Origin of the sequence: Shewanella sp. 6_MG-2023, assembly GCF_030547195.1 — a bacterium.
Classification (GTDB): Bacteria; Pseudomonadota; Gammaproteobacteria; order Enterobacterales; family Shewanellaceae; genus Shewanella.
This window is the reverse complement of sequence record NZ_JAUOQU010000019.1, coordinates 55,177-77,770: the sequence shown is the minus strand read 5'-3', so window position 1 is coordinate 77,770 and position 22,594 is coordinate 55,177. Positions and strand designations below refer to the sequence as shown.

Genomic DNA, 22,594 nt, shown 5'->3' with positions numbered 1-22,594 from the left:
GAAAGCTTAAGTGTCGCCAAAAAAGCGCATTGCCATGCACGACCACGCTGCCGAGTCGTCGCTATTCAAACGTCGTGCTTTGTTCACTTTCCTGTGCGTGTTTATTCTCATCAGTGTTTTACTGTCTAACCTTTATCAACTGCAAGTTGTCTCATACACTGATTATGAAACCCGCTCTAATGACAACCGTATCCGCGTTGTGCCCGTAGCCCCGAGTCGCGGCTTAATCTACGACCGTAACGGCCAACTGCTTGCTGAAAACCAGCCGTTTTATACCCTAGAAGTCATCCCAGAAAAGTCTAAAGATATTACTGCGACCCTAGATAAACTCAATGAGGTTATTGCCCTTACTGAAGAAGAGCGTGAAAGTATCACTGAAAGATTACGTTATCATCGCCGCTTTAAACCATTAACCATCAAAAGCCGATTAACTGAAGAGCAAGTTGCCGCATTCAGTGTTAACCAACATCAATTCCCCGGTTTTAGAGTCGAAGCAGGCCTTAAACGCCATTACCCCTATGAAGATTTGATGACTCACGTATTGGGTTATGTGGGTAAAATTAACACCCGTGATCGCGCATCTCTTGAAAAATCGGGTACCTGGAAAAATTACGCCGCCACTAATGATATTGGCAAACAGGGGATTGAAAAGTTCTATGAGAGCCTATTATTAGGCACCCCTGGTCACCTTGAAGAAGAAGTGAATAACCGTGGCCGCGTGATCCGCACCTTGAAGGTGACCCCGCCAACGCCTGGGCAAGATATTTACCTCACCTTAGATTTAAAACTACAGCAAAAAGCTATGGAACTATTAGATGGTCGCCGCGGCTCAGTGGTTGCAATCGATCCACAAGATGGCGGCGTACTTGCGATGGTATCAAGCCCAAGTTATGACCCTAATTTATTTGTTCACGGTATTAGCAGCAAGGCGTATAACGCACTACTAAACGATAAATCACGCCCTCTTATCAACCGTGCAACCCAAGGCCAATACTCACCAGCATCAACAGTAAAACCGCATATTGCACTACTGGGCTTAGAACAAAAAGCCATTAGCGAAAAAACCCGCATCTGGGATCCAGGCTTTTGGCAAATCCCCAATGTCGAACGTAAATACCGCGACTGGAAACGCTGGGGCCACGGCTGGGTTGATGTATACAGTGCCATCATGGACTCCTGTGATACCTTCTTTTATGACTTAGCCTATAAAGTCGGTGTCGATAAGATTGCTGATTTCATGAACCAATTTGGTTTTGGCGAATCAAGTGGCATTGATATCTACGAAGAAGCTAACGGCATCATGCCATCAAAAGATTGGAAGCGCATGCGTTACAATCAGCCTTGGTATATTGGTGATACGATTTCGGTGGGTATTGGTCAAGGCTACTGGACCTCAACACCATTACAGCTTGCTAATGCCGCCACCATTTTAGCCAATCACGGCACCCGTTATACGCCGCATTTATTAAAATCATTTAAAGATGACACCGCTAAAATCGATACCCCGATTGATGAGCGTGAACCAATAAAATTAAACGATGATAATAACTGGGAAATCATTAACGAAGCGATGCGAAAAACTGCTGATAAGTCTCGCTTTACTGATGCCAAATATACCGCAGCAATGAAAACCGGTACTGCGCAGGTATTTAGTGTTGCCCAAGATGAAAAATACGATGCTGATACCGTGTCAGAGTTTTTACGAGATAACGCCTTAATTATTGCCTACGCGCCTTATGAAAACCCTAAGATTGTTCTCGCGGTGGTTATTGAAAATGCTGGCTGGGGCGGAGTCAATGCTGGACCTGTCGCCCGGGCGCTATTGGATGAATACATGTTACGAGATCAATGGATGGTGGAACAATGAATACCTCACACCACCCACACAAACAGACTATTTGGCAAAAACTACACATAGACTTACCGTTATTGTTGGGCCTACTCGCGCTAATGATTTTTGGCTTGTTTGTGATTTATTCTGCCAGCGGTGAAGACTTTGCCATGATGGAAAGGCAATTAACCCGCTTTGGCTTGTCATTATTTGTCATGTTTATCTTTGCCCAAATAAACCCTGAAATTCTCAGGCGCTGGGCTTTACCTATTTACGTGGCAGGTATCATCCTACTGCTTGGGGTACACTTTTTTGGCACCATTAATAAGGGCGCACAGCGCTGGCTAAACTTAGGCTTTATGGAGTTTCAGCCATCAGAACTTATCAAACTCGCCTTCCCTATTACTATGGCGTGGTACATCAGTAAATTTCCGCTACCACCGAAAAAACGTTATTTAGCCGGTGGTTTGGTTATTCTGCTAATTCCTACGTTACTGATTGCTAAGCAACCTGATTTAGGCACCTCAATTTTGGTCGCCGCTTCGGGGATTTTTGTGCTGTTTTTATCAGGCATGAGCTGGGTAATTGTCGGCAGTTGTGTGACCGCAGTTTTAGCCTTTTTACCGGTACTGTGGTACTTCTTAATGCACGACTATCAGCGCACTAGGGTGATGACCTTGTTTGATCCTGAGCGCGACCCTCTCGGCGCGGGTTATCATATTATTCAATCGAAAATCGCCATTGGCTCAGGTGGTCTATGGGGTAAAGGCTGGCTGCAAGGCTCACAATCACAACTTGAGTTTTTACCAGAGCGCCATACCGACTTTATCTTTGCTGTTATCGGTGAAGAGTTTGGCCTGATCGGCAGTTTACTGTTACTTGCCCTGTATATGTATATCATCGGCCGCGGCTTGGTTATCGCATCGCGAGCGCAAACCTCCTTTGCTCGCTTACTGGCAGGCAGTATTACCTTAACCTTCTTTGTTTATATTTTCGTCAATATTGGTATGGTATCTGGCATCTTACCTGTTGTGGGAGTGCCCTTACCTTTAATCAGTTATGGCGGCACCTCGATGATGACATTGATGATAGGTTTTGGCATTCTGATGAGTATTCAAACCCATAGACGCTTTGTGGATAGGTAATCCCAGCCAAACCTAATGAAATAACTTAATAAGGAAAACTGCCGCACAGCTGAATTGACATCACTTAGCGGTAGTCCAATTACACAGGACCTTAAATGCAAATAACAACTAAAATCGCAACAGCGCTGGCATTACTTCTCAGTTCAACAACACTTTTTGCGGCGCCAACGCCGCCAACAGAGCAAGAAGTCAGCGCACTAAAACAGGCTTTTATCACTGAACAAGTGAGCAAGGGCTTTACCGAACAAGAAGTTCAGCAATTCCTATCATCTGCTAATCATAATCAAGCCGTACTTGATGCTATTTCCAAACCTTGGGAAGCCAAACCTTGGCACCAATACTATCCCATCTTTTTAACTGACTCCCGTTTAGAAAAAGGCTTAGCCTTTTGGCAACAAAATGCTGAAACCATCAAGCAGGCCTCAGAAAAATTCCAAGTTGACCCGCAAATCATTGTTGCCATTATCGGTATCGAAACCTACTACGGCGGCTACATGGGTAACTATAAAGTACAAGATGCGCTGTATACATTAGGCTTTTACTATCCTCCTAGAGCCACCTTTTTCAGGAAAGAATTTGGCAACCTGATGTCATTAATTAAAGAAGAGCAATTAGATAATGACAACCTTAAAGGCTCTTACGCTGGCGCTATGGGTTATGGCCAGTTTATTCCTTCAAGCTATCGTCACTACGCGGTTGATTTCAGCGGTGATGGCCGCCGAGATCTATTGAATAGTAAGCCGGATGCTATTGGTAGTGTTGCTAATTATTTCCACCAACACGGCTGGAAAAAAGGCGCACCTGTTGCCCTTAAATTAAATCACACCGTTGAAACCGCGCCTAAAGCCAAGGTATGGCTTAAAGGCAAGCCGACACAAACTGTGGCTGATATCTTGACCCCAAGTTTATCCCTAGCGGTTGCCAAAGATATTGATGCTTCGCAATCTGCATTACTGATCAAACTTGAGCAACCCAAAGCAACAGACTACTGGTTAGGGCTTAATAACTTTTATGTGATTACCCGCTACAATCGCAGCCCACTATATGCCATGGCGGTATATCAATTTAGCCAGCAATTAGCAGCTGCGTACCACCCAGGTGCAGCCCCTGCACATGACAACAAATAAGATGCGCACTCACATGAACGGTCAAATAAACTGTCACATTAAATATGACATGCTAAAAAAGTCACTCATTAGTCTCGCCGTGGTTGGGTTGTGCGGTGCATTGGCTGCGTGTTCAAGTTCACCGACGCCAACTAGCCAAGATGACCGCTATCAGCTCAAAGATGATCGCGCCCCTAAAAGTGCCCCCGATGTCAGTAAGGTTGAAGATGCCCACCCAAAGTATGAGCCCTATAGTCGCCAAGGAAACCAGCAAAACTATACTGTGCGCGGCAAGTCATATCAGGTGATGTCGAGCACGAAAGGTTTTAAACAAACGGGCGGCGCATCTTGGTATGGGTCAAAGTTTCATGGTCACCTAACATCAAACGGCGAAACCTATGATATGTACTCCATGTCAGCAGCCCATAAAACCTTGCCATTACCAAGTTATGTGCGAGTCACTAATGAGGCTAATAACAAACAAGTGATTGTCAGAGTCAATGATCGTGGCCCATTCCATGAAGGGCGCATCATTGATTTATCCTACGCAGCGGCCTACAAAATTGGTATGTTGCAGCAAGGCACCGCTAAAGTCAGCATTGAAGCCATTCATATTGAGTCACCAGAATCAATGGCACTAGATGAACTAAAAGACTCCAGCGTGCATTTTATTCAAGTGGTGGCCTCTAAAGATCTGCTGCGGATTAATGTGCTGGCAAAAGAGCTTGAACAAAAGTACCAAGTGCCGGCAAAAGTTGAAGCGGCTAATGGCTTTTATCGCCTACAACTCGGGCCAATTGGACAGCGTTATTTAGCGAATAAAGTATTAGTGCAGCTAAAACAAGATGGCCACCCTAATAGCTATATGATGTACCCTAAAAAATAACCAGTTTTTGAAAAATAATAAATTAGCCTGCCTGACAGTTTATTTATGTTAATGAAGCTTAATGTCAAATTGTCAGCGACTAATGATATAATGTTTTTAATTATGTCGTTTATTCATTTAAACCTACTAAAGATGCTTTAAAGTAATAATCTTGCTTGGTTTTTATGCTATTTTTGATAAATGCGTTTGTTGGTGCTTTCACTAGCACATCAAACTCGGTAAGTTAAAAATAAACCCTAAACGACGTCACCTTCTACATTGACCAGAGATGTGCCAATTTAATGATGAATATTGTTAACACTCCCCTAAAATCTTTGCTGTTGCTTTCTGCGGTATCTTTTTCATCTCAAGCAGCCAACGCAGCTAATGCACCTATGGTTATGCCTAATGCGCCGACTGTCGCCGCTAAAGCTTATGTTCTAATGGATTACAATTCAGGGCGCGTGATTGCTGAAAGCAATGCCTATGAATCACTTAACCCTGCTAGCTTAACTAAAATGATGACCAGTTATGTTATTGGTCATGAAGTTAAAGTCGGTAATATTTCTTTAGATGATGAAGTAACCATCAGTAAAAAAGCTTGGTCTAAAAACTTCCCAGATTCGTCAAAAATGTTTATTGAAGTGGGTAAAACTGTCACGGTCGAAGATTTAAACCGCGGCATTATTATTCAATCAGGTAACGATGCCTGTGTGGCAATGGCAGAACATATCGCCGGCACCGAAGATGGCTTTGTTGACTTAATGAACTCATGGTCAAAGCAACTGGGCATGACCCAAAGTTACTTTGAAAACTCACATGGTTTAGATTCCGATAATCACAAAACCACCGCCTATGATATGGCATTGCTAGGCGCAGCGTTAATTCGTGATGTGCCAGATGAATACCGTGTTTATTCAGAAAAATCTTTCACTTTTAACGGCATTAAACAATATAACCGTAACGGCCTATTGTGGGATAACAGCCTTAATGTTGACGGCATCAAAACTGGCCATACATCAGGTGCGGGTTACAACTTAGTGTCTTCAGCGACCAATGACGGTATGCGTCTCATTACCGTGGTGATGGGTACTAACAGCGAGTCAGCCCGTAAAGCTGAAAGCAAAAAGCTGCTTAACTACGGTTTCCGTTTCTTTGAAACCATTACCCCATATAAAGCTGGCGACACCTTTGTTACCCAAAAAATCTGGTATGGTGATCGTGAAACGGTTGATTTAGGTGTCGTTACCGACACGCCTATTACCATTAATCGCGGTCAAGCTAAAAACTTACAAGCAAACTTTGAGCTAACTAAGCCACTAACGGCGCCGTTAGCGAAAGGCGAAACTGTTGGCCGTGTTTTCTTCCAATTAGATGGCAAAGACATAGCTCAATTCCCATTAGTCACTTTAAATGAAGTCAATGAAGGCAGCTGGTTTAGCAAATTGATGGATTACTTCAAGCAAATGTTTGAAGGCTGGTTTGGTGAATAATAAGCTAAGCTATTTTCTAAATAATTAGCAAAATGGTCAGTTAAACAAACTGATATCTACAATAAAGCCACCTTCGGGTGGCTTTATTGTTATCGAAGCAGCAGCGCAAAACTAACGCCTTAGGTAATAAATTACAATGGCGCAGTAAAAATGACCATCAAACGCTGCTCGCAGACTTGTATTACAGTATAATTACCCCATATAGAAGTGATAACAGCTTCAACTGTACCTGCTGTAATATCTACAAACAGGCGCATTCAACCGTAGAGAGCAAACACATGTTAGAAACAAACTTTGGCGAACTAATGGATTTTCCAAATTCATGCCCATTCAAAGTCATCGGTAATGCTGACGATACCTTAGCTGATCGCATCGTTGCTGTAGCGCAAAAACTCGCACCTGGCGATTATGCGCCAACAGTCAAAGCATCAAGCAAAGGCACCTACTACGCAGTATCAATTCGTATTACTGTTACCAGTAAAGAACATATTGAGCAAGTTTATACAGATCTTGCTGCAATTGAAGGTGTAAACCGCGTACTTTAACACCGCTCAAAATGGTATAAAACGTGATCCACCTATCACTTTGATGTTATTTCAGTGATAGGTGCGTATAATAAGCCAACTTTTTTGAGGGAGAGCTTGCCCTTGCAAACTCAGACGTTACATATCAGGCATCTTGGCCGCCAAGATTACGAGTCGGTCTGGCATGCCATGCAAAGTTACACTGACAATCGCGACAGTGACAGCAACGACGAGCTATGGATAGTTGAACATTCACCGGTATTCACCCAAGGCCAAGCAGGCAAAAGTGAACACATTCTCAATCCTGGCGATATCCCAGTGATCCAAGTGGATCGCGGCGGACAAGTCACTTATCACGGCCCCGGCCAACTGGTTGTCTATCCACTCATTGACATAAAAAGAAGTAAACTCGGTGTGAGACAATTAGTGAATAATATCGAGCAAAGCATCGTTGATATGCTCGCCATGTACGATGTCAATGCTTACGCCAAAGCAGATGCACCCGGTGTCTATGTTGACGAGCGAAAACTCGCCTCATTAGGGTTACGCATTCGTAAAGGCTGCTCTTTTCATGGCCTTGCCCTCAACGTCGATATGGATTTAGCACCATTTCTGCGCATTAATCCTTGTGGTTATGCCGGACTTGAAATGGTGCAATGCAAAGCCTTAGGCGGCCCACAAACCGTGACTGAAGCTGGCGATAAACTGATTCAAACATTAAGCCAAGTATTAGGCTACCAAGAACTTGTACATCATCAAGGATTAGCAGAATAAAATGAATAGGCCTGAAAGATTACAACCCGGTGTTAAATTGCGTGATGCTGAAAAAGTCGCGCGTATCCCTGTTAAAGTGGTTCCATCTGAACGTGAAACCATGTTGCGTAAACCAGATTGGTTAAGAGTAAAACTCCCTGCATCAAACCAGCGAATTACTGATATAAAATCAGCACTGCGTAAAAACGGTTTGCACTCAGTATGTGAAGAAGCCTCATGCCCTAACCTTGCTGAATGCTTTAACCACGGTACTGCCACCTTTATGATCTTAGGGGCGATTTGTACTCGTCGTTGCCCTTTTTGTGATGTTGCCCACGGCCGTCCACTAAAGCCTGATGCAGCTGAGCCTAAGAAACTCGCGCAAACCATTCAAGATATGAAGCTTAAATATGTGGTGATCACCTCTGTAGATCGTGATGATTTACGTGACGGCGGCGCACAGCACTTTGCTGATTGTATTCGTGAAATCCGCATCTTAAATCCTGAAATTAAAATTGAAATTTTAGTGCCTGATTTCCGTGGCCGTATTGACGCCGCTTTAGATATTTTAGCCACTGAGCCACCAGATGTGTTCAACCACAACCTTGAAACAGCGCCGATGCATTACCGTAAAGCGCGCCCAGGGGCAAATTACCAGTGGTCATTGGATTTACTAAAACGCTTTAAAGACCGTCACCCTGATGTTCCAACTAAGTCAGGTTTAATGATGGGCTTAGGGGAGTCAAACGAAGAAATCGCCGATGTATTACGTGATTTACGTGCTCATAACGTCGAGATGTTAACCTTAGGTCAATACTTACAACCAAGTAAGTTCCACTTACCGGTTGAGCGTTACGTGCCACCAGCAGAGTTTGATGAGCTAAAAGCATTAGCTGACGAGATTGGCTTTACCCATGCAGCCTGTGGCCCGCTTGTACGTTCAAGCTACCATGCGGATTTACAAGCGCAAGGTAAAGAAGTGAAGTAAGCTTTATTTGCTTCCTAAGAGACTAAAACGGCGCCTAGAGCGCCGTTTTTAATGTCTGTTATTAATAGTATTACTTACCAGCTTGAACCATTGCTTTAATCACATGGGCTTTAACGAAATGATCAAGTTGATGAGTTTCAATCCACCAAGTCGCAGCTTCCATCAATAATATCGGGTCATCGTTCTTATTGGCAAAAAAGGCATAAAATGATAAACCAACATTATCGCCTTTGGCGGCAATTTTTTTATCGCACACTTGGATTATTTTGGCTCTTAACGACTCTCTCATTTAACGCTCTTTATTGGTTTAACAATATTAATTTACTCAGCATATGATTCATTCAGTCATTTATTCTGGCAATAACCTGTAATCCATCAAGATAGCATCTTCACGGCCAGTTACGCTTGGGTAATAACCCGTGCGGCGACCTGCTTCAACAAAACCTAATGTATTATACAAGCCAATTGCAGCAAGATTAGACTGTCGAACCTCCAACATCACCACCACTGCCTGTTTCACTTTAGCATCATAGATAACATGATTAAGTAGCTGCTTTCCTAGACCCTTTCCTTGTTGATTCGGCGCAATACAAATATCTAATAACGTCAGCTCATCGACAATTTGCTGCACAATGGCAAAACCAATAAGCTCATCTTTATCAAAGACTCCATAAACGCGATATAAGCGGCCAAAACAGTCTTCTAAGCTTGCTAAACTCCAAGGGTGAGAATGTGCAGCAGACTCAATTTCAAACATTGCAGCTGTGTTTTCAGGAGATAATAACGAAATTGTTAAACTTGTTTGAGGAGAAGCTGAAGTCATAAGGTTTCTTCAATAGTGGAAGTTTGAATAATCGAAGCTTTAAATAATCGAAGCTTTAAATAATCGAAGCTTTAAATAATCGAAGCTTTAAATAATCGAAGCTTTAAATAATCACTGTTTTATATCGTCAATGTCAGTAACTAAATTCTAAGCTGACTTATCTGTATCAATCGAAGCCGTTTTATCAAGCTGCAAACCAAGCTGTTGCCACAGGTCTCTCTTACCTTGATGGCCTTGCAATAACGCCTCAATAGGATCGGTAATAATCCAAGCCACTCGTGGACGGACGCGCATTTTGCGCAAATCCCAAATCACCTGCATGCCTTTGACCATTTCAGTATCAAACTCACATTGTGACTCATCAATATGTAATAGCGACAACACGCTTTTAACCAAACTATGCTGGCTAATATCATCACCGTCATCATGAATAATTAAATACGGCTTGCCTTGGCTATCAGCGCTGCGCCAACGGGTTACGCCCATGGCATCTAAAAAAGCTGATTTTTCCATAGTAATTCTCTATCAATGATCTCGTCACTAGAATAGCAGTTCATTAACCACAATGTGAGAGCAAATCAGCTTGAGCGGGTAGATTTAATCCAATTAAAGCCTTAACAACAAAAAACCGCAATAATTTAAAAACCTTGGTAAATACATATCTGGTTAATAGGAGCCCTAGGTTCTTCAGAATGAGCGATATTCACCACTCGCGATTCTAGTTTTAAGAATAATGATCCCTTAACTCTTTTCAACATCTAAAACAGATTCAGGTAGTGTGGTTGTCGGTAGATGAGATTGATAATACTGATGGGGCATTTCATTCTTTTTTGCGTGATACATGGCGATATCGGCATACTTAATTAAGGTTTTGCTATCTTGCCCATCCTCTGGATACTGAGAAATTCCAATACTGGCGGCAATGACAATCAAATGTCCAGCACAAGGAATGTCAATTAATAGTGCAGTTTCAATATCTTTCGCCACATCAGAAATATTCAGATTGGCGGTATCAGGAATAATAATCGCAAATTCATCACCGCCAATACGGGCCGTTAAGCTATTTTCAGGTACGACTTGCAAGATCCGCTGGGCAATCACTGTTAAAATTCGGTCCCCTTCTGGGTGCCCAAACGTGTCATTAATCATTTTAAAATTGTTAATGTCTAACATTAAGCAATAAAAACCTTCACTTTTTAGCGCTAACATTTGATCCATATGGCGATAAAAGTGCTGACGATTGGCTAATGTGGTTAACAAATCATGGTTCGCTTGATGGTGCTTTTGCTGCAATAACACATCAATATCCATAATTGTTTGCTTACTTAGGTTCGTCACCAAGTACACAAACCCGCCGCCAGCGAAGAAAATACCAGCCACTACTAATTGTATAAAATCAATCTCACTGGTAGAGCTAAATAATAAAGATAAATAACTGAGGTAACTGACAATAAATAATCCAATTAACAATAACAGCGTCAACCAGCCTTTATTACTAAACTGAGAATAAGCACAGATGGCATAAGCTGGGCGTAACGATAACACCAGCCCGATGCTTCCAACCAGCACCAAAAATAAAGCAACATAATCCATAGCACACCCAAACAGTTGTCAAAATCACATTCGATTCATTTTATTCAGTTCTCGAAGCTCTTTGCCATAAAAGACATTGGCGTTGGAATTCACTGAAACCGATAAGGTTAATTAATATAAATATTGTTATATATTAACCTATTACATAATTTAAAGTATACCAGTTCATCGCAACCATCGATATTCAAGGTTTAGCCAACGGCCTACTAAATAAAGAGGGAGCATTGCGCTTTCGAGATGAATATTAACCACCAAAGTGCTACAGCCCTAGAGTCAAAGGTCTCTTTTCAAAACAAAGCAGTTAACATTTTGGTAACAGTGTGGCATTTTGTATTTAAGATACGCTAAAAACACAAATAATAAGAACATGGACCGGTTTAATCATGCTTAAGAACTATAAATTACTATTACTTACTTGCCTTTGCCTTCCCCCGTTAACAAGCCTTGCCCAAAGTAAACTTATCAATAATATCAATGGCTACACTGTCAGTAATGGTAAATTAGTTGAGTTTAAGGCATTACAATTTAACGGCGATGTCATTGAAAAAATCTACCTTGAAAATGAACATCTTCCCTACAGTACTAACACCAGTATTGTAAGAATTGATGGACAAGGCAAAACCTTACTACCAGGCCTTATCGATGCGCATGGTCATGTTTTAAGCTATGGATTAAGCCTGATGCGAGCCCAGTTACGTGGCAGCGTGACTGAACAACAAGCCGTTGAAACTGTTGTAGCATTTAGGCAATTACAACCAACAATGCAATGGATACAAGGACGCGGCTGGAACCAAGTGTTATGGCCACAACAAAACTTTCCCGTGGCTGCATCACTGGATAAAGTCTTTCCCGATACCCCTGTATGGTTAGTTCGCATTGATGGCCATGCTGGCTGGGCAAATAGCGCTGCGATGAAAATCGCTGGTATTAGCTCTGCCACCACCAGCCCTGAAGGTGGTGAAATTATCAAATATGCTGATGGTCAGCCGACAGGGGTATTTATTGATAATGCCATGAGCCTGATCACTACTAAAATCCCACAACCTTCTATCGACGAGCAACAAGAAATACTGCTAACAGCTCTTACTTCGCTGGCTAAGCAGGGATTAACAAGTGTCCATGATGCAGGTATTGGCAGTGACACTATCGCGGCTTATCAGGCACTTGATTATGCCGATAAACTGCCAATTCGCGTGTACGCCATGATAGATGCTCAAGACCCTGAATTTGACAAGATGATGCAGGCAGGACCGATGGCTTCTGGCTCAGATAAATTACACATCAGCAGCGTAAAAATATCCGCCGACGGCGCCCTTGGCAGTCGCGGCGCTGCATTGATTGAAGACTATAGCGATTTAGCTGGCCATAAAGGTTTATTGCTCTATTCTGAAAAAGAGTTGGGCGATACGATTCAACAAGCGATGGATGCAGGCTTTCAGGTCAATACCCATGCCATTGGCGATAATGCCAATCAAATAGTGTTGGATCACTACCAAGCCAATATCGCCGCAAGTAACAGCCGTCATTTACGCCATCGAATTGAACATGCCCAAGTGTTGCAATTAGCCGATATTCCACGTTTTGCGCAACTCAATGTTATCGCATCAATGCAAGCAACCCATGCCACAAGTGATAAAAACATGGCATTAGACCGAATTGGTAATGCCCGTATAAAAGGCGCCTACGCTTGGCGTAAGCTACTTAATGCCAATACGATTATTGCCGCAGGCTCTGACTTCCCCATTGAGTCGCCAAATCCTTTTTATGGCCTGCACGCCTCGGTAACTCGTCAAGATCACGACAATCAACCTGTTGATGGCTGGTATCGCCGCGAAAGCATGAATTTAACCGAAGCATTAGCCACATTTACCACCCACGCCGCTTTTGCCGCCCATCAAGAGCAAATGATTGGCCAACTTGTCCCTAAGCGTAAAGCAGATTTTATTCTGATTGATAAGGATATCTTTGCTATTAACCCTGAAGATATTTGGAAAACTAAGGTGCTGGAAACTTGGGTTGATGGTGAGCGAGTAGAATAACGCCGCAATCATTTTTAATATGCCTAACCTAAAAGCCTAGCGATTAATTTAACTAGGCTTTTTTACGCCTATATTTTGCATTAAACGCCAAACGCCTAAAAAGTGCTTATTAAAAACTGACTTTTCTTAATTAGGTTTTATCGCGTCAAAAATAAAATTCAATAAATTAACCCTTTTCAAATTTGCTCTCGTTTATAGCTATAACAAGGTTACTACCAACCTCATTTATTGTTTGGAGCACGACATGACAACATCAACACATCGCATTATAAAAACAACCTTAATGAATGGTTTGCTAGCAACAGGATTACTATTTGGTTCACTGTCTCAAAATGCTATTGCTGCTGACTATAATTTTCCACATATTGAAACGGTTGGTACGAGCCATTTAAAAATAGCCCCTGATATGGCGGTAATTTCAGTTCAAGTCAGCCTAACTAAAGATGATGCTAAGCAAGCTAAAGTCGCTGTTGATCAAGCCGTCGCTAAATTCATCAAGCGACTCAAGGATGCTGGAGTCGATAAAAATGCGATATCTAGCGCTAATTTGAGCATTCAGCCGCAATACCATTACCCCTCGAAACAACCCAAAGAGTTAGTGGGTTACCGCGCTAACAGACAAGTGATTGTTACCATCAAGCAGTTGCCTAAGCTTAATGACATTTTAGATTCCGCATTAGAAGAAGGCATTAATCAGGTGCAAAATATCAGTTTGAAATCATCAAACGAAACTGCAGCGATTGAACAAGCAAGACAAGCCGCTATTAAAGATGCCAAACAAAAAGCCCAATCATTGGCCCAAGGGTTTGAGCGTGAGCTCGATGGTGTTTGGAAAATCAGCTACTTAACTCAGCAGTCGGTACAACCTGTGATGATGCGTATGGCGGCAATGCAAAGTGACACGGCCGAAAGCTATCAATACGGTCAAGTCAGTGTCGAGGAGCGTGTTGAGGTCATTTACAAATTAAAATAGCTATAAACGTAAGTGGCGATTAACAGCAACAGTTCATCGCCGCCTTACTCGGTGGTATAAAGAACAGCGCATAAAGAACAGCAGCATTTATGCGCTCTAGTTAACACTCTTAAAAAATAATCACACATTTGTCATATTTATTGTTTTTAATCAATACCTCTATTGTCCCGCTGCATAAACTACCTCGCAATTTACACATGCTTTTTTATTGTTTATTCCACCAAGAGGACGCTTCATGAACATCGATTTATCCACTGAAATTGCTGGTATTAGCTTAGACAGTTACTTAATGAATGCCTCTGGCCCCAAGTGCACCACTTGGGATGAACTGCACACGATTGCCCAATCTCATTCGGCTGCTGTGGTCACTAAATCTTGTACCATGGAAGCGCGCGAAGGCAATCCTGAGCCACGCTATAAAGATTTACCATTAGGTTCGATTCAATCGATGGGCTTACCCAATTTAGGTTATAAAGCTTATTTAGCAATGGTGCCTCAATTAAAAGCATTAGGTAAACCTGTTGTTGTAAGCATTTCAGGCTTTAGCATTGAAGATAATATTGAAATGGTCAGCGCCTTTCAAAACAGTGATGTTGACCTAATTGAAGTTAACTTCTCTTGCCCTAATATCCCCGGTAAAGCGCAGGTCGCCTATGACTTTGAACAAACTGACAAAGCACTCGCTGCCCTAACAGCGCTAGGCAATAAACCAATTGGGATTAAACTGGCGCCTTATTTTGATATGTCACATTTTGTGGCAGCAGCCAATGTCATCAAAAAATATCCAGTAAAATTTATCACCTGCATTAACTCAATCGGCAACACTTTAGTTATCGACCCGTACACTGAGCAGCCCATAATCAAGCCTAAAGGCGGTTTTGGTGGCTTATGTGGTGATTATATTAAACCTGTCGGTTTAGCCAATGTGCGCGCCTTTCGTGAACTGCTGGATGATGACGTACAAATCATTGGCGTTGGCGGGATAAAAAACGGAATCGATGCCTTTGAATACCTACTCGCCGGTGCTGATGCGGTACAAATCGCGACCTGTTTTGAAAAAGAAGGTGAAGCTTGCTTTGAGCGTATTGAAACAGAACTCGCTGACTTCATGCGCGGTAAAGGTTACCAGTGTATTAATGACGCTAAAGGCAAATTAAAACCGCTTTAATGATACCAGTGGCACATTAAGCCTCTGAATATCTGTATTGAAACTCCCCCCCCTTCCCCTTTAAAGCCACTGTATTTACAGTGGCTTTTTAGCCGTTTCAAAAACACTGCATATAAATAAATTCAGTAAGATATTTATTGTACAAATTATCCCTAATCCAAACTAACACTGTTAATATTAAACTTGAGCAACAACTTTGTAGCATTATCAAAACATTAGCCTGCTAACGGTTAATGTGAGTTTACCCTCAAGCCCAGATAATAAATGGAACATAACTGTGTTTAAAAAATTACTTGCGATGACCAGTTCAACCCAAATGCTAGTGGCTATGTTTGTCGGCTTTGCTGTGGGGATATTCTTTGGCGAGTCCGTAGGCTGGCTTAGCGCTATCGGTAATGGCGTTATTTTATTAATGCAAATGACCGTATTGCCTTACATAGTGGTATCGCTTATTGGCGGTATAGGCAAACTGCAAAAAAGCACGGCCATATTAATTTTTAGCCGCGCTGGCGCCATTATGTTATTGCTGTGGTTAGTCGGTTTAGTTCTCACTGCGTTAATGCCATTGTCTTTTCCGTTTATTGAATCAGCATCGTTTTTCAGCACCAGTATTATCGAACCTGCCCAGCCGATTAATTATTTTAAGCTCTATATTCCTTCAAACCCGTTTGAGTCGATGGCGGAAGGCTATGTTCCTGCCATGGTGGTATTCAGTATTGCCTTGGGTCTCGCGTTAATTAGTATGGAGGGCGACAATAAAAAGCTGGTGTTAACCTTCATGCATACCATCACAGAAGCCTTTTCTCGGATCACCCAAGGCTTGGTTAAAGTGTTGCCTATTGGTATTTTTGCCATGTCAGCATCGGCAGCTGGCACTATGGGAGTGGATGAATTTGCCAGTATGCAGGTTTACCTTATTAGTTACTTTGCTTTGTGCTTATTGCTCACATTTGCAGTGCTACCTTGGATAGTTTCGTCATTAACGCCAATCACTTATAGGCAGACGGTTAACATAAGTAAAGCCAGTTTAGTTACCGCCTTTGCCACAGGTAATATCTTTATTGTTATTCCGGTAATTATTGCTGAGTGTAAGCAAATTATGCGTGAGCATAATAACTTAACTGAAGATGGCGTCACCCTGATTGAGATTTTGGTGCCTATTGCATTTACCTTCCCCAATATCGGTAAATTAACCGTTATCTTATTTGTCTACTTTGCTGGCTGGTTTAATGGCACCCCTGTTGATATCAGCGCTATGCCATCATTGTCTGTTAGTGGCTTATTATCTTTATTTGGTAGTGTGTATGTCGCCATTCCTTTTATGTTGGACTTAGTGCAACTACCTTCAGACTTATTCCAACTATTTGTCATGTCAGGCTTTATCACAGGCAAGTTCAACTCTATTGCCGCAGTAATGAACCTATTCGCCCTCACCCTATTAACCGTGTGCTTATTCCAAGGGACACTGAAAATTCGTCCGCCGCAATTAATTAAAATGTCGGTTGGGCTTTTAGCCAGTACCGCGGTCACCATTGTTGTTTGCCGCATAGGTATGGGATTATTTATACATAGCCCTGATATCACCAGTGAGGTGATCGCCAACATGAAAGTGGCTGACAAAGTGCCCACGAAAGTGACTCGCCAATACCCTGAAATCGGTAAAACGCCCACTCAAGCAATCGCCAGCGTCCATTCCATTCGCCAACGTGGCTTACTAAGAGTCGGTTACATTCCCAGTAATGTGCCTTTTAGTTACTACAATAATGCCGGCCAGTTAGTGGGCTTTGATATTGCAATGGCCACTAAGTTGGCGGAGGACTTGAAAGTCGAGGTAGAGTTTATCCCGTTCAAAAAAGATAAGCTCGCAGCGTCATTACAGGCTGGCTATTTTGATGTCGCCATGTCGGGGCTGTCAATGGATATCAAACAAATGGACAGGCTTAGTTATGGCGAACCAGTGCTAGAGCTTAACATCGCCATTGCCACTCAAGATCATCGGGTTAATAGCTTCAAAACTGATGAGTCCATTCTCGAAATGGAAAATACCACCATCGCCTATGTTGAACATGATGATAAAATTGCCGATGCCAAGAAAAAACTGCCTCATATTAATTTTGTTAAAATTGACGGTTATAAAGATTTCTTTAGGCAAAAAGCGCCCAAATACGATGCGGTGGTGATCAGCGCTGAAGCAGGTTCAGCTTGGACATTATTCTTCCCAGGTTACGGCATTGCTATTTTAGAAGGTAAAAATCGCTACCCTGTGGCTTATGCCGTGGCCCAACCTAATCAGTCACTATTAAACTACATTAATAACTGGCAAAAACTGCGCCGAGTCGATGGCCACCAGCAACAATTTTATGATTATTGGATGCTAGGAAAAGGCGCAACCACACCAGTGCCGCGATGGTCGATTATTCGTGATGTACTGCATTGGGTTGACTAAATTAACCATCCATTAAAAAGGCTCCTTCGGGAGCCTTGGTGATAATGATTAGCCAAGGTTATTGCTTATGTACTTTACCTGATTTCATGACAAAATGAATATCAAGTAAGGCATCAATACTTTCAAGGGGGCTCGCTTTCATTGCAATAATGTCAGCATGCTTACCTTGTGCTAGCGTGCCTAGAGTATCGCTCATATCAATAAGGTCAGCAGCGTTAATGGTCGCACTGACTAAGATATCTTGATTGCTCATCCCCGCCTGACTCATCAGCACAGCCTCTTTCGCGTTATCGCCGTGGCGTGATACGCCGCTATCTGTACCAAAAGCAATGTTAACCCCCGCTTTATAGGCATTACCAAAGTTGTTTTGCATATCATGACCGACCCTAATCGCTTTGGCTTTAATTGCTTCAGACATAAAGTTGCCATCACCTTTAGCCATTTGAACCACAGTGTCACCCGCTAACAGGGTTGGCACTAAGTAAGCCCCTGACTTTTTAAATAGCTTAATCGATTCTTTATTGGCGTAACTGCCATGTTCAATGCTATCAACACCTGCTCTCAGAGCCGCATTAATCCCTTCAGCCGCATGGGCATGGCTGGCGACTTTACGCCCTAATGCATGCGCTGCATCAATGACTTCTTTTAACTCGTCATTGGCCATCTGCTGGCCTGTGCCGGTATTGGTATCTGACAACACGCCGCCTGTAGAGGTAATCTTAATCACATCAGCGCCATATTTTATCGCTCGACGCGTAGCACGGCGGCAATCAAAGGGACCATCACAAATGGTTTTAGAGGTTAGCATATCCAGTAAGTCAGGGCTTTTCCCATCCACATCACCATGACCACCAGTGACAGAGACGCCGCCTGAGGCAATAATTCGAGGGCCTGCCAACCAACCTTTGTTAACCGCATCACGAAGCGCATAAATCTGCTCAGGCTTGGCGCCTAAATCTCTTACTGTGGTAAAACCAGCTAACAGTGTTTTATTTGCAAAATAAGCACTTTTCATTGCCACATCGGCATCTGACATGCGTAATGCTTCGCTGTCATTATTGGGCCCTAACTCCCCTTGTAAATGCACGTGCATATCCATTAAACCCGCCATGACAAAGCTGTCTTTGAGGTCAATATATTCAAGGGTATCTGCTTCAGTTATTTGGCTGGATGGAAGCTCAATATAGCCACTATTAATGGCGCTGATTTGACCATCTTTAATCACTATCGATTGCTTAGTTGTCGGCTTTTCACCTGCAACAGCAAGTAACTCCCCGGCATGGATAACGGTAAAGTCTGCTGCTTGAAGCGCAAATGGTGTGCTGCATAAACTCACCAGCAATCCCAGTTTATAGGCTTTTTGATAAGGCTTTTTGTTAGAAAGCGCATTTGTGAGTCTTGAATTAAACCTTGTCATAATTCCCTGCTTCTTATGAGTTAATTTCCTGAGTATTAACATGCCTAACCACAGGCGTGTTTACAAGCTATTCACATCTTCAGCAGCAAATTAATCCCGTTATTTAATGATAAAGTAATAGCTAATACCTTGCTAAGTTGATTTCACCACATAAAAAAGCCCGAACAATTGAGTATTGAGCGGGCTTTTTTCTATCCAACTTTTTCAAGCGTAAATTTTCCCTAGGACTAGAAACGAAAATCAATGCCAAAATACACTTGCTCGCTATCATTTAGGGACAATGACAAACTGTTGTCGTTACCAGCACTGGAACTGAAGTTATGTTTTAAATAGCGAAAACCAAGTTCAGAACTAAAGTCATGGCCTAAATCAAACAATAGCCCTGTTTGACCACCAAAAACGTAACTGCTACTGCTGTCTTGATAACTGCTATCTAAATTGGTGAGTTGAATTTGGTTACCACTTAATCCCGCCGATGCCCCAATAAACCAATTGATATGATGTGCATCGTCAATAGAAAATAGTTTGTCATAGGACACTAAAATCCCTTCATGCTGAGTCATATCATCAGAATTATAGGAATAAGCACCGTATAAACGGTTACTTGGGTTTAACGTTATCGCTGTTCTATATTGATAATTAATGCCACTTTCTTGAGTATCAGAAAGCCCCACAGAAGAAGCGCTATAATCGGCATAACCCACAACGCCGCCCACAATGGCCTCAGCACCATGACCAACACTGGGCAGCAAGCAAATAAAAGTCACCTTGAGTATTAACGCCAATTTGCTGTTATAAGCACGAGTCATTATTCCTCCACAAAGTTAGTGACCATCATTAATTTATACGCCCTAGCGCTGAGCAAAAAACGAACTAAGATCAAACTTTGATGATTAAGACGCGCTTAAAATACAGCTTTAATACAAAATTGTGAGCCGGTTACAATTTAATCGACAATTAATCAAACATTAATCTTGCCAACATAAGCCCTAAACGCAAAAAAGCCGCTTAAAAGCGGCTTTTAACATCCTAAACAAGGCTGATTTTAGCGATATTAGTTAGCGATTTTTAAATCCGCTTTATCGGTAATTATGTTCATATCAAAATCAAACTCATCAACTCGGATCGCACGTTCACGCTTTAAGTTGTAATCTTGCAGCTGCTTATGCTCATCGGCTGTAATAACCTTAGCTTCAAGCGCGGCATCCAGTGTTAACGAGAAACGAACCCCAGCTTTAAATACACGCTGTTTAAGGGCCTTTTTCACTTTAGCTAGCATAGGTAAACATGCCATTTTAGCTAAGTAAGCTTGCTCATTAATGTAGTTACCATCACCAGCAACAGGCTTAATTAAATGAGTTAACTGCTTTTTAAATGTGGTATCAAGCTGGGCTTGATGGGCAAGCTCTCTGACCAAATCATCATTCACTTTTGGCATTTTAGCTGAGTAAGTCATGGTGATTAAACGCATGAACTGACGAGTCGGCTTAGATGGGAAGTTCTCTAGGAAGCCTAGTAGTGCTTCTTCAGCTTTACATAGCGCCCAACGAGTTGCGTAATCAAAGTATGGCTTAGCTTGCGTGCGCTCATCTGCTGACACTTTTTGCTCGTAAAAACGAATCGATGCCATCGCCGCATAAAGGTAACTCATTACATCACCTAAACGTGCTGAGATCATTTCAGCCTGTTTAAGCTTGCCGCCTAATACAAGCAACGAGAAGTCAGCATAAACAGCCAGTTTAGATGCAAGCTTGTGTACTGATTTTTCGTAACCAATAACTTCAGGCAATGCAGATGAAGCTGGAGCAGTAAATGGCAATACGCCTAATTTGAATGCGCGTAAACTATTACCAACACTGTAACCTACGGTTTGTCTGAAAATACGGTTAAAGGTTTTATCAGCATCACTTGCATCACTATGAATTGATTCAACCATACTTTGTAAGTGAGGATGACAACGCATCACCCCTTGACCAAAAATCATCAAGTTACGGGTTAGAATGTTGGCACCTTCAACGGTAATTGCAATAGGTTGCGCCACATAACCTGATGCTAAGGTATTTTGTGGTCCACGTTGAATCGCTTTACCAGCTTGAATATCCATAGCAGAATCAAGAACATCACGTCCAAGCTCTGTCATGTGATACTTAGCAATAGCTGTTACTACAGAAGGTTTTAAGCCTAAACCTAATCCTTCAGTGGTTAGCACTCGCATCGCCTCTTGCAAGTAAGTTTTACCGGCAATATCTGCAAGCTTTTCTTGAATACCTTCAAACTTACCAATTGATAAACCAAACTGTTCACGCACAGCGGCATATTCAGCAGAAGACTTAAATGAACATTGGCTAACTGAAACACCTAAAGCCGGCAGCGAAATACCACGGCCAGCACCTAAACAGCTAACCAGCATTTGCCAGCCGCGACCTATGTTGCTTTGACCACCAATAATAAAGTCCATTGGAATAAACACATTCTCACCACGGGTAGTACCGTTATAAAAACGACAGCCCATAGGATCATGACGGTTACCTAATTGCACACCAGGGTGCGCCTTAGGAATAAGCGCACAAGTAATACCAAGCTGTTCTTTGCCGCCTAATAAACCTTGTGGATCTTCAACTTTAAACGCTAAACCGAGTACCGTAGCGATTGGCGCTAAGGTGATATAACGCTTATCCCAAGTTACTGATAAACCCAGTACTTGCTCGCCTTGATACTCACCCATGGTGACGGTACCAATATCAGGAATACCACCAGCATCAGAACCCGCTTCAGGGCTTGTTAACGCAAAACATGGAATTTCTTGGCCGTTAGCTAAACGAGGCAACCAAAAGTCACGTTGGCTATCTAAACCGTAGTGCATTAATAACTCGCCAGGACCTAAAGAGTTAGGCACCATGACCGTAACAGCAACCGCAGAACTTTTAGCAGCAATGGTCGCTACGATAGTTGAGTTAGCATAAGGGCTAAACTCAAGTCCACCGTAAGACTTAGGAATAATTAAAGAGAAGAATTTGTTCTCTTTTAAGTAAGTAAGAATATTGTCTGGTAAGTGTTTACCATTTTGAATCTCAAAATCATCAACCATTTCGATTAATGTTTGCACCGGGCCATCGAGGAAAGCTTGCTCATCAGCTGACAGCGTTGCCCCAGGAATGTCACGTAAGGCGGCAAAATCAGGAATGCCCTGATAAATAGACCCTTCTAACCAAACATCTCCGGCATCTAACGCTTCTTGTTCTGTCGTCGAAATACTTGGCAATACTTTTTTAAATGTTGTTCTTAAGCTCATAGTTTTACACTCATCAGACCAGACTAATAGTGTGCATTACGTCACAAAAATTAAATTAGATCAAACATTCTAATTAAAAATAAACCCAATAATTACAACAACAAAGTAACATTTAAAAAATAATACCAGCATTTCATA

The 22,594-nt window shown here is 42.2% G+C and carries 19 protein-coding genes; 12 read left to right on the top strand and 7 right to left on the bottom strand.

The window, feature by feature from the left end:
* The first annotated feature begins 10 nt into the window (after nucleotides 1-10).
* From mrdA to lipA, 8 genes are all read left to right on the top strand, one after another.
* On the top strand, nucleotides 11-1,867 hold the full coding sequence (gene mrdA / locus Q4533_RS12450; protein WP_102438997.1) for a penicillin-binding protein 2: 1,857 nt from the start codon (nucleotides 11-13) through the stop codon (nucleotides 1,865-1,867).
* Nucleotides 1,864-2,976 carry a rod shape-determining protein RodA gene (gene rodA / locus Q4533_RS12445; RefSeq protein WP_102477087.1) on the top strand — a complete coding sequence of 371 codons (1,113 nt, stop codon included), beginning with the start codon at nucleotides 1,864-1,866 and terminating at the stop codon, nucleotides 2,974-2,976. The genes mrdA and rodA overlap by 4 nt, the downstream gene beginning before the upstream one ends.
* Before the next feature lie 95 nt (nucleotides 2,977-3,071).
* Nucleotides 3,072-4,103, top strand: coding sequence for a lytic murein transglycosylase B (gene mltB / locus Q4533_RS12440; RefSeq protein ID WP_303502843.1), 1,032 nt, complete (start codon nucleotides 3,072-3,074; stop codon nucleotides 4,101-4,103).
* Between the two features lie 49 nt (nucleotides 4,104-4,152).
* Entirely contained in the window at nucleotides 4,153-4,968 is an 816-nt protein-coding gene (locus tag Q4533_RS12435; RefSeq protein WP_303502851.1) for a septal ring lytic transglycosylase RlpA family protein, read from the top strand.
* A gap of 281 nt (nucleotides 4,969-5,249) precedes the next feature.
* Nucleotides 5,250-6,440, top strand: a complete 1,191-nt coding sequence (locus Q4533_RS12430; RefSeq protein ID WP_076543096.1) for a serine hydrolase — start codon at nucleotides 5,250-5,252, stop codon at nucleotides 6,438-6,440.
* Nucleotides 6,441-6,718: 278 nt separating this feature from the next.
* Nucleotides 6,719-6,985: a DUF493 family protein YbeD gene (ybeD, locus tag Q4533_RS12425; RefSeq protein ID WP_076543127.1), complete on the top strand. Its 267-nt coding sequence runs from the start codon at nucleotides 6,719-6,721 to the stop codon at nucleotides 6,983-6,985.
* 102 nt (nucleotides 6,986-7,087) lie between these two features.
* Nucleotides 7,088-7,738, top strand: a complete 651-nt coding sequence (gene lipB, locus Q4533_RS12420; RefSeq protein WP_076543095.1) for a lipoyl(octanoyl) transferase LipB — start codon at nucleotides 7,088-7,090, stop codon at nucleotides 7,736-7,738.
* Between the two features lies 1 nt (nucleotide 7,739).
* Nucleotides 7,740-8,705, top strand: coding sequence for a lipoyl synthase (gene lipA, locus Q4533_RS12415; RefSeq protein ID WP_076543094.1), 966 nt, complete (start codon nucleotides 7,740-7,742; stop codon nucleotides 8,703-8,705).
* Between the two features lie 70 nt (nucleotides 8,706-8,775).
* Here the strand turns inward: lipA and Q4533_RS12410 are convergent, their stop codons facing one another.
* From Q4533_RS12410 to Q4533_RS12395, 4 genes are all read right to left on the bottom strand, one after another.
* Nucleotides 8,776-8,994 carry a DUF6500 family protein gene (locus tag Q4533_RS12410; RefSeq protein ID WP_076543093.1) on the bottom strand — a complete coding sequence of 73 codons (219 nt, stop codon included), beginning with the start codon at nucleotides 8,992-8,994 and terminating at the stop codon, nucleotides 8,776-8,778.
* Nucleotides 8,995-9,054: 60 nt separating this feature from the next.
* Entirely contained in the window at nucleotides 9,055-9,462 is a 408-nt protein-coding gene (gene rimI, locus Q4533_RS12405; protein ID WP_241901127.1) for a ribosomal protein S18-alanine N-acetyltransferase, read from the bottom strand.
* A gap of 213 nt (nucleotides 9,463-9,675) precedes the next feature.
* Nucleotides 9,676-10,041, bottom strand: a complete 366-nt coding sequence (locus Q4533_RS12400; protein WP_303502842.1) for a hypothetical protein — start codon at nucleotides 10,039-10,041, stop codon at nucleotides 9,676-9,678.
* 228 nt (nucleotides 10,042-10,269) lie between these two features.
* Nucleotides 10,270-11,121, bottom strand: a complete 852-nt coding sequence (locus Q4533_RS12395) for a GGDEF domain-containing protein (protein ID WP_303502841.1) — start codon at nucleotides 11,119-11,121, stop codon at nucleotides 10,270-10,272.
* A gap of 383 nt (nucleotides 11,122-11,504) precedes the next feature.
* On the opposite strand from Q4533_RS12395, the gene Q4533_RS12390 reads away from it, so the two are divergent.
* The 4 genes from Q4533_RS12390 (at nucleotide 11,505) to Q4533_RS12375 (ending at nucleotide 17,747) form a co-directional block, all read left to right on the top strand.
* Nucleotides 11,505-13,160: an amidohydrolase gene (locus tag Q4533_RS12390; protein WP_102520815.1), complete on the top strand. Its 1,656-nt coding sequence runs from the start codon at nucleotides 11,505-11,507 to the stop codon at nucleotides 13,158-13,160.
* A 268-nt stretch (nucleotides 13,161-13,428) separates the two neighbouring features.
* Nucleotides 13,429-14,133 carry an oxidative stress defense protein gene (locus Q4533_RS12385; protein WP_303502850.1) on the top strand — a complete coding sequence of 235 codons (705 nt, stop codon included), beginning with the start codon at nucleotides 13,429-13,431 and terminating at the stop codon, nucleotides 14,131-14,133.
* 235 nt (nucleotides 14,134-14,368) lie between these two features.
* Nucleotides 14,369-15,301: a dihydroorotate oxidase gene (locus Q4533_RS12380; RefSeq protein WP_303502840.1), complete on the top strand. Its 933-nt coding sequence runs from the start codon at nucleotides 14,369-14,371 to the stop codon at nucleotides 15,299-15,301.
* A 277-nt stretch (nucleotides 15,302-15,578) separates the two neighbouring features.
* A complete protein-coding gene (locus Q4533_RS12375) occupies nucleotides 15,579-17,747 on the top strand; it encodes a cation:dicarboxylase symporter family transporter (protein ID WP_102477081.1) in 2,169 nt (722 codons plus the stop codon).
* Nucleotides 17,748-17,805: 58 nt separating this feature from the next.
* Here Q4533_RS12375 and Q4533_RS12370 read toward each other — a convergent pair whose 3' ends face one another.
* The 3 genes from Q4533_RS12370 to Q4533_RS12360 all read right to left on the bottom strand — a co-directional run bounded on the left by Q4533_RS12370 (nucleotide 17,806) and on the right by Q4533_RS12360 (nucleotide 22,456).
* The gene (locus Q4533_RS12370) at nucleotides 17,806-19,164 is read right to left on the bottom strand and encodes an amidohydrolase family protein (protein ID WP_303502839.1); all 1,359 of its coding nucleotides are present in this window, start codon (nucleotides 19,162-19,164) and stop codon (nucleotides 17,806-17,808) included.
* Between the two features lie 227 nt (nucleotides 19,165-19,391).
* Complete coding sequence (locus Q4533_RS12365) at nucleotides 19,392-19,973, bottom strand: hypothetical protein (RefSeq protein WP_303502838.1); 582 nt, start codon at nucleotides 19,971-19,973, stop codon at nucleotides 19,392-19,394.
* A 245-nt stretch (nucleotides 19,974-20,218) separates the two neighbouring features.
* Nucleotides 20,219-22,456 (bottom strand): acyl-CoA dehydrogenase, encoded by a 2,238-nt coding sequence (locus Q4533_RS12360; RefSeq protein WP_102439019.1) that lies wholly within the window; start codon nucleotides 22,454-22,456, stop codon nucleotides 20,219-20,221.
* Nucleotides 22,457-22,594: the final 138 nt, after the last annotated feature.

Excerpts from the sequence above, each read along its gene's own strand:
- rodA (WP_102477087.1), top strand. The coding sequence starts at position 1,864 with ATGAATACCTCACACCACCCACACAAACAGACTATTTGGCAAAAACTA.
- mltB (WP_303502843.1), top strand. The coding sequence starts at position 3,072 with ATGCAAATAACAACTAAAATCGCAACAGCGCTGGCATTACTTCTCAGT.
- Q4533_RS12435 (WP_303502851.1), top strand. The coding sequence starts at position 4,153 with ATGCTAAAAAAGTCACTCATTAGTCTCGCCGTGGTTGGGTTGTGCGGT.
- Q4533_RS12430 (WP_076543096.1), top strand. The coding sequence starts at position 5,250 with ATGATGAATATTGTTAACACTCCCCTAAAATCTTTGCTGTTGCTTTCT.
- ybeD (WP_076543127.1), top strand. The coding sequence starts at position 6,719 with ATGTTAGAAACAAACTTTGGCGAACTAATGGATTTTCCAAATTCATGC.
- lipA (WP_076543094.1), top strand. The coding sequence starts at position 7,740 with ATGAATAGGCCTGAAAGATTACAACCCGGTGTTAAATTGCGTGATGCT.
- Q4533_RS12410 (WP_076543093.1), bottom strand. The coding sequence starts at position 8,994 with ATGAGAGAGTCGTTAAGAGCCAAAATAATCCAAGTGTGCGATAAAAAA.
- rimI (WP_241901127.1), bottom strand. The coding sequence starts at position 9,462 with ATGTTTGAAATTGAGTCTGCTGCACATTCTCACCCTTGGAGTTTAGCA.
- Q4533_RS12400 (WP_303502842.1), bottom strand. The coding sequence starts at position 10,041 with ATGGAAAAATCAGCTTTTTTAGATGCCATGGGCGTAACCCGTTGGCGC.
- Q4533_RS12395 (WP_303502841.1), bottom strand. The coding sequence starts at position 11,121 with ATGGATTATGTTGCTTTATTTTTGGTGCTGGTTGGAAGCATCGGGCTG.
- Q4533_RS12390 (WP_102520815.1), top strand. The coding sequence starts at position 11,505 with ATGCTTAAGAACTATAAATTACTATTACTTACTTGCCTTTGCCTTCCC.
- Q4533_RS12380 (WP_303502840.1), top strand. The coding sequence starts at position 14,369 with ATGAACATCGATTTATCCACTGAAATTGCTGGTATTAGCTTAGACAGT.
- Q4533_RS12370 (WP_303502839.1), bottom strand. The coding sequence starts at position 19,164 with ATGACAAGGTTTAATTCAAGACTCACAAATGCGCTTTCTAACAAAAAG.
- Q4533_RS12365 (WP_303502838.1), bottom strand. The coding sequence starts at position 19,973 with ATGACTCGTGCTTATAACAGCAAATTGGCGTTAATACTCAAGGTGACT.
- Q4533_RS12360 (WP_102439019.1), bottom strand. The coding sequence starts at position 22,456 with ATGAGCTTAAGAACAACATTTAAAAAAGTATTGCCAAGTATTTCGACG.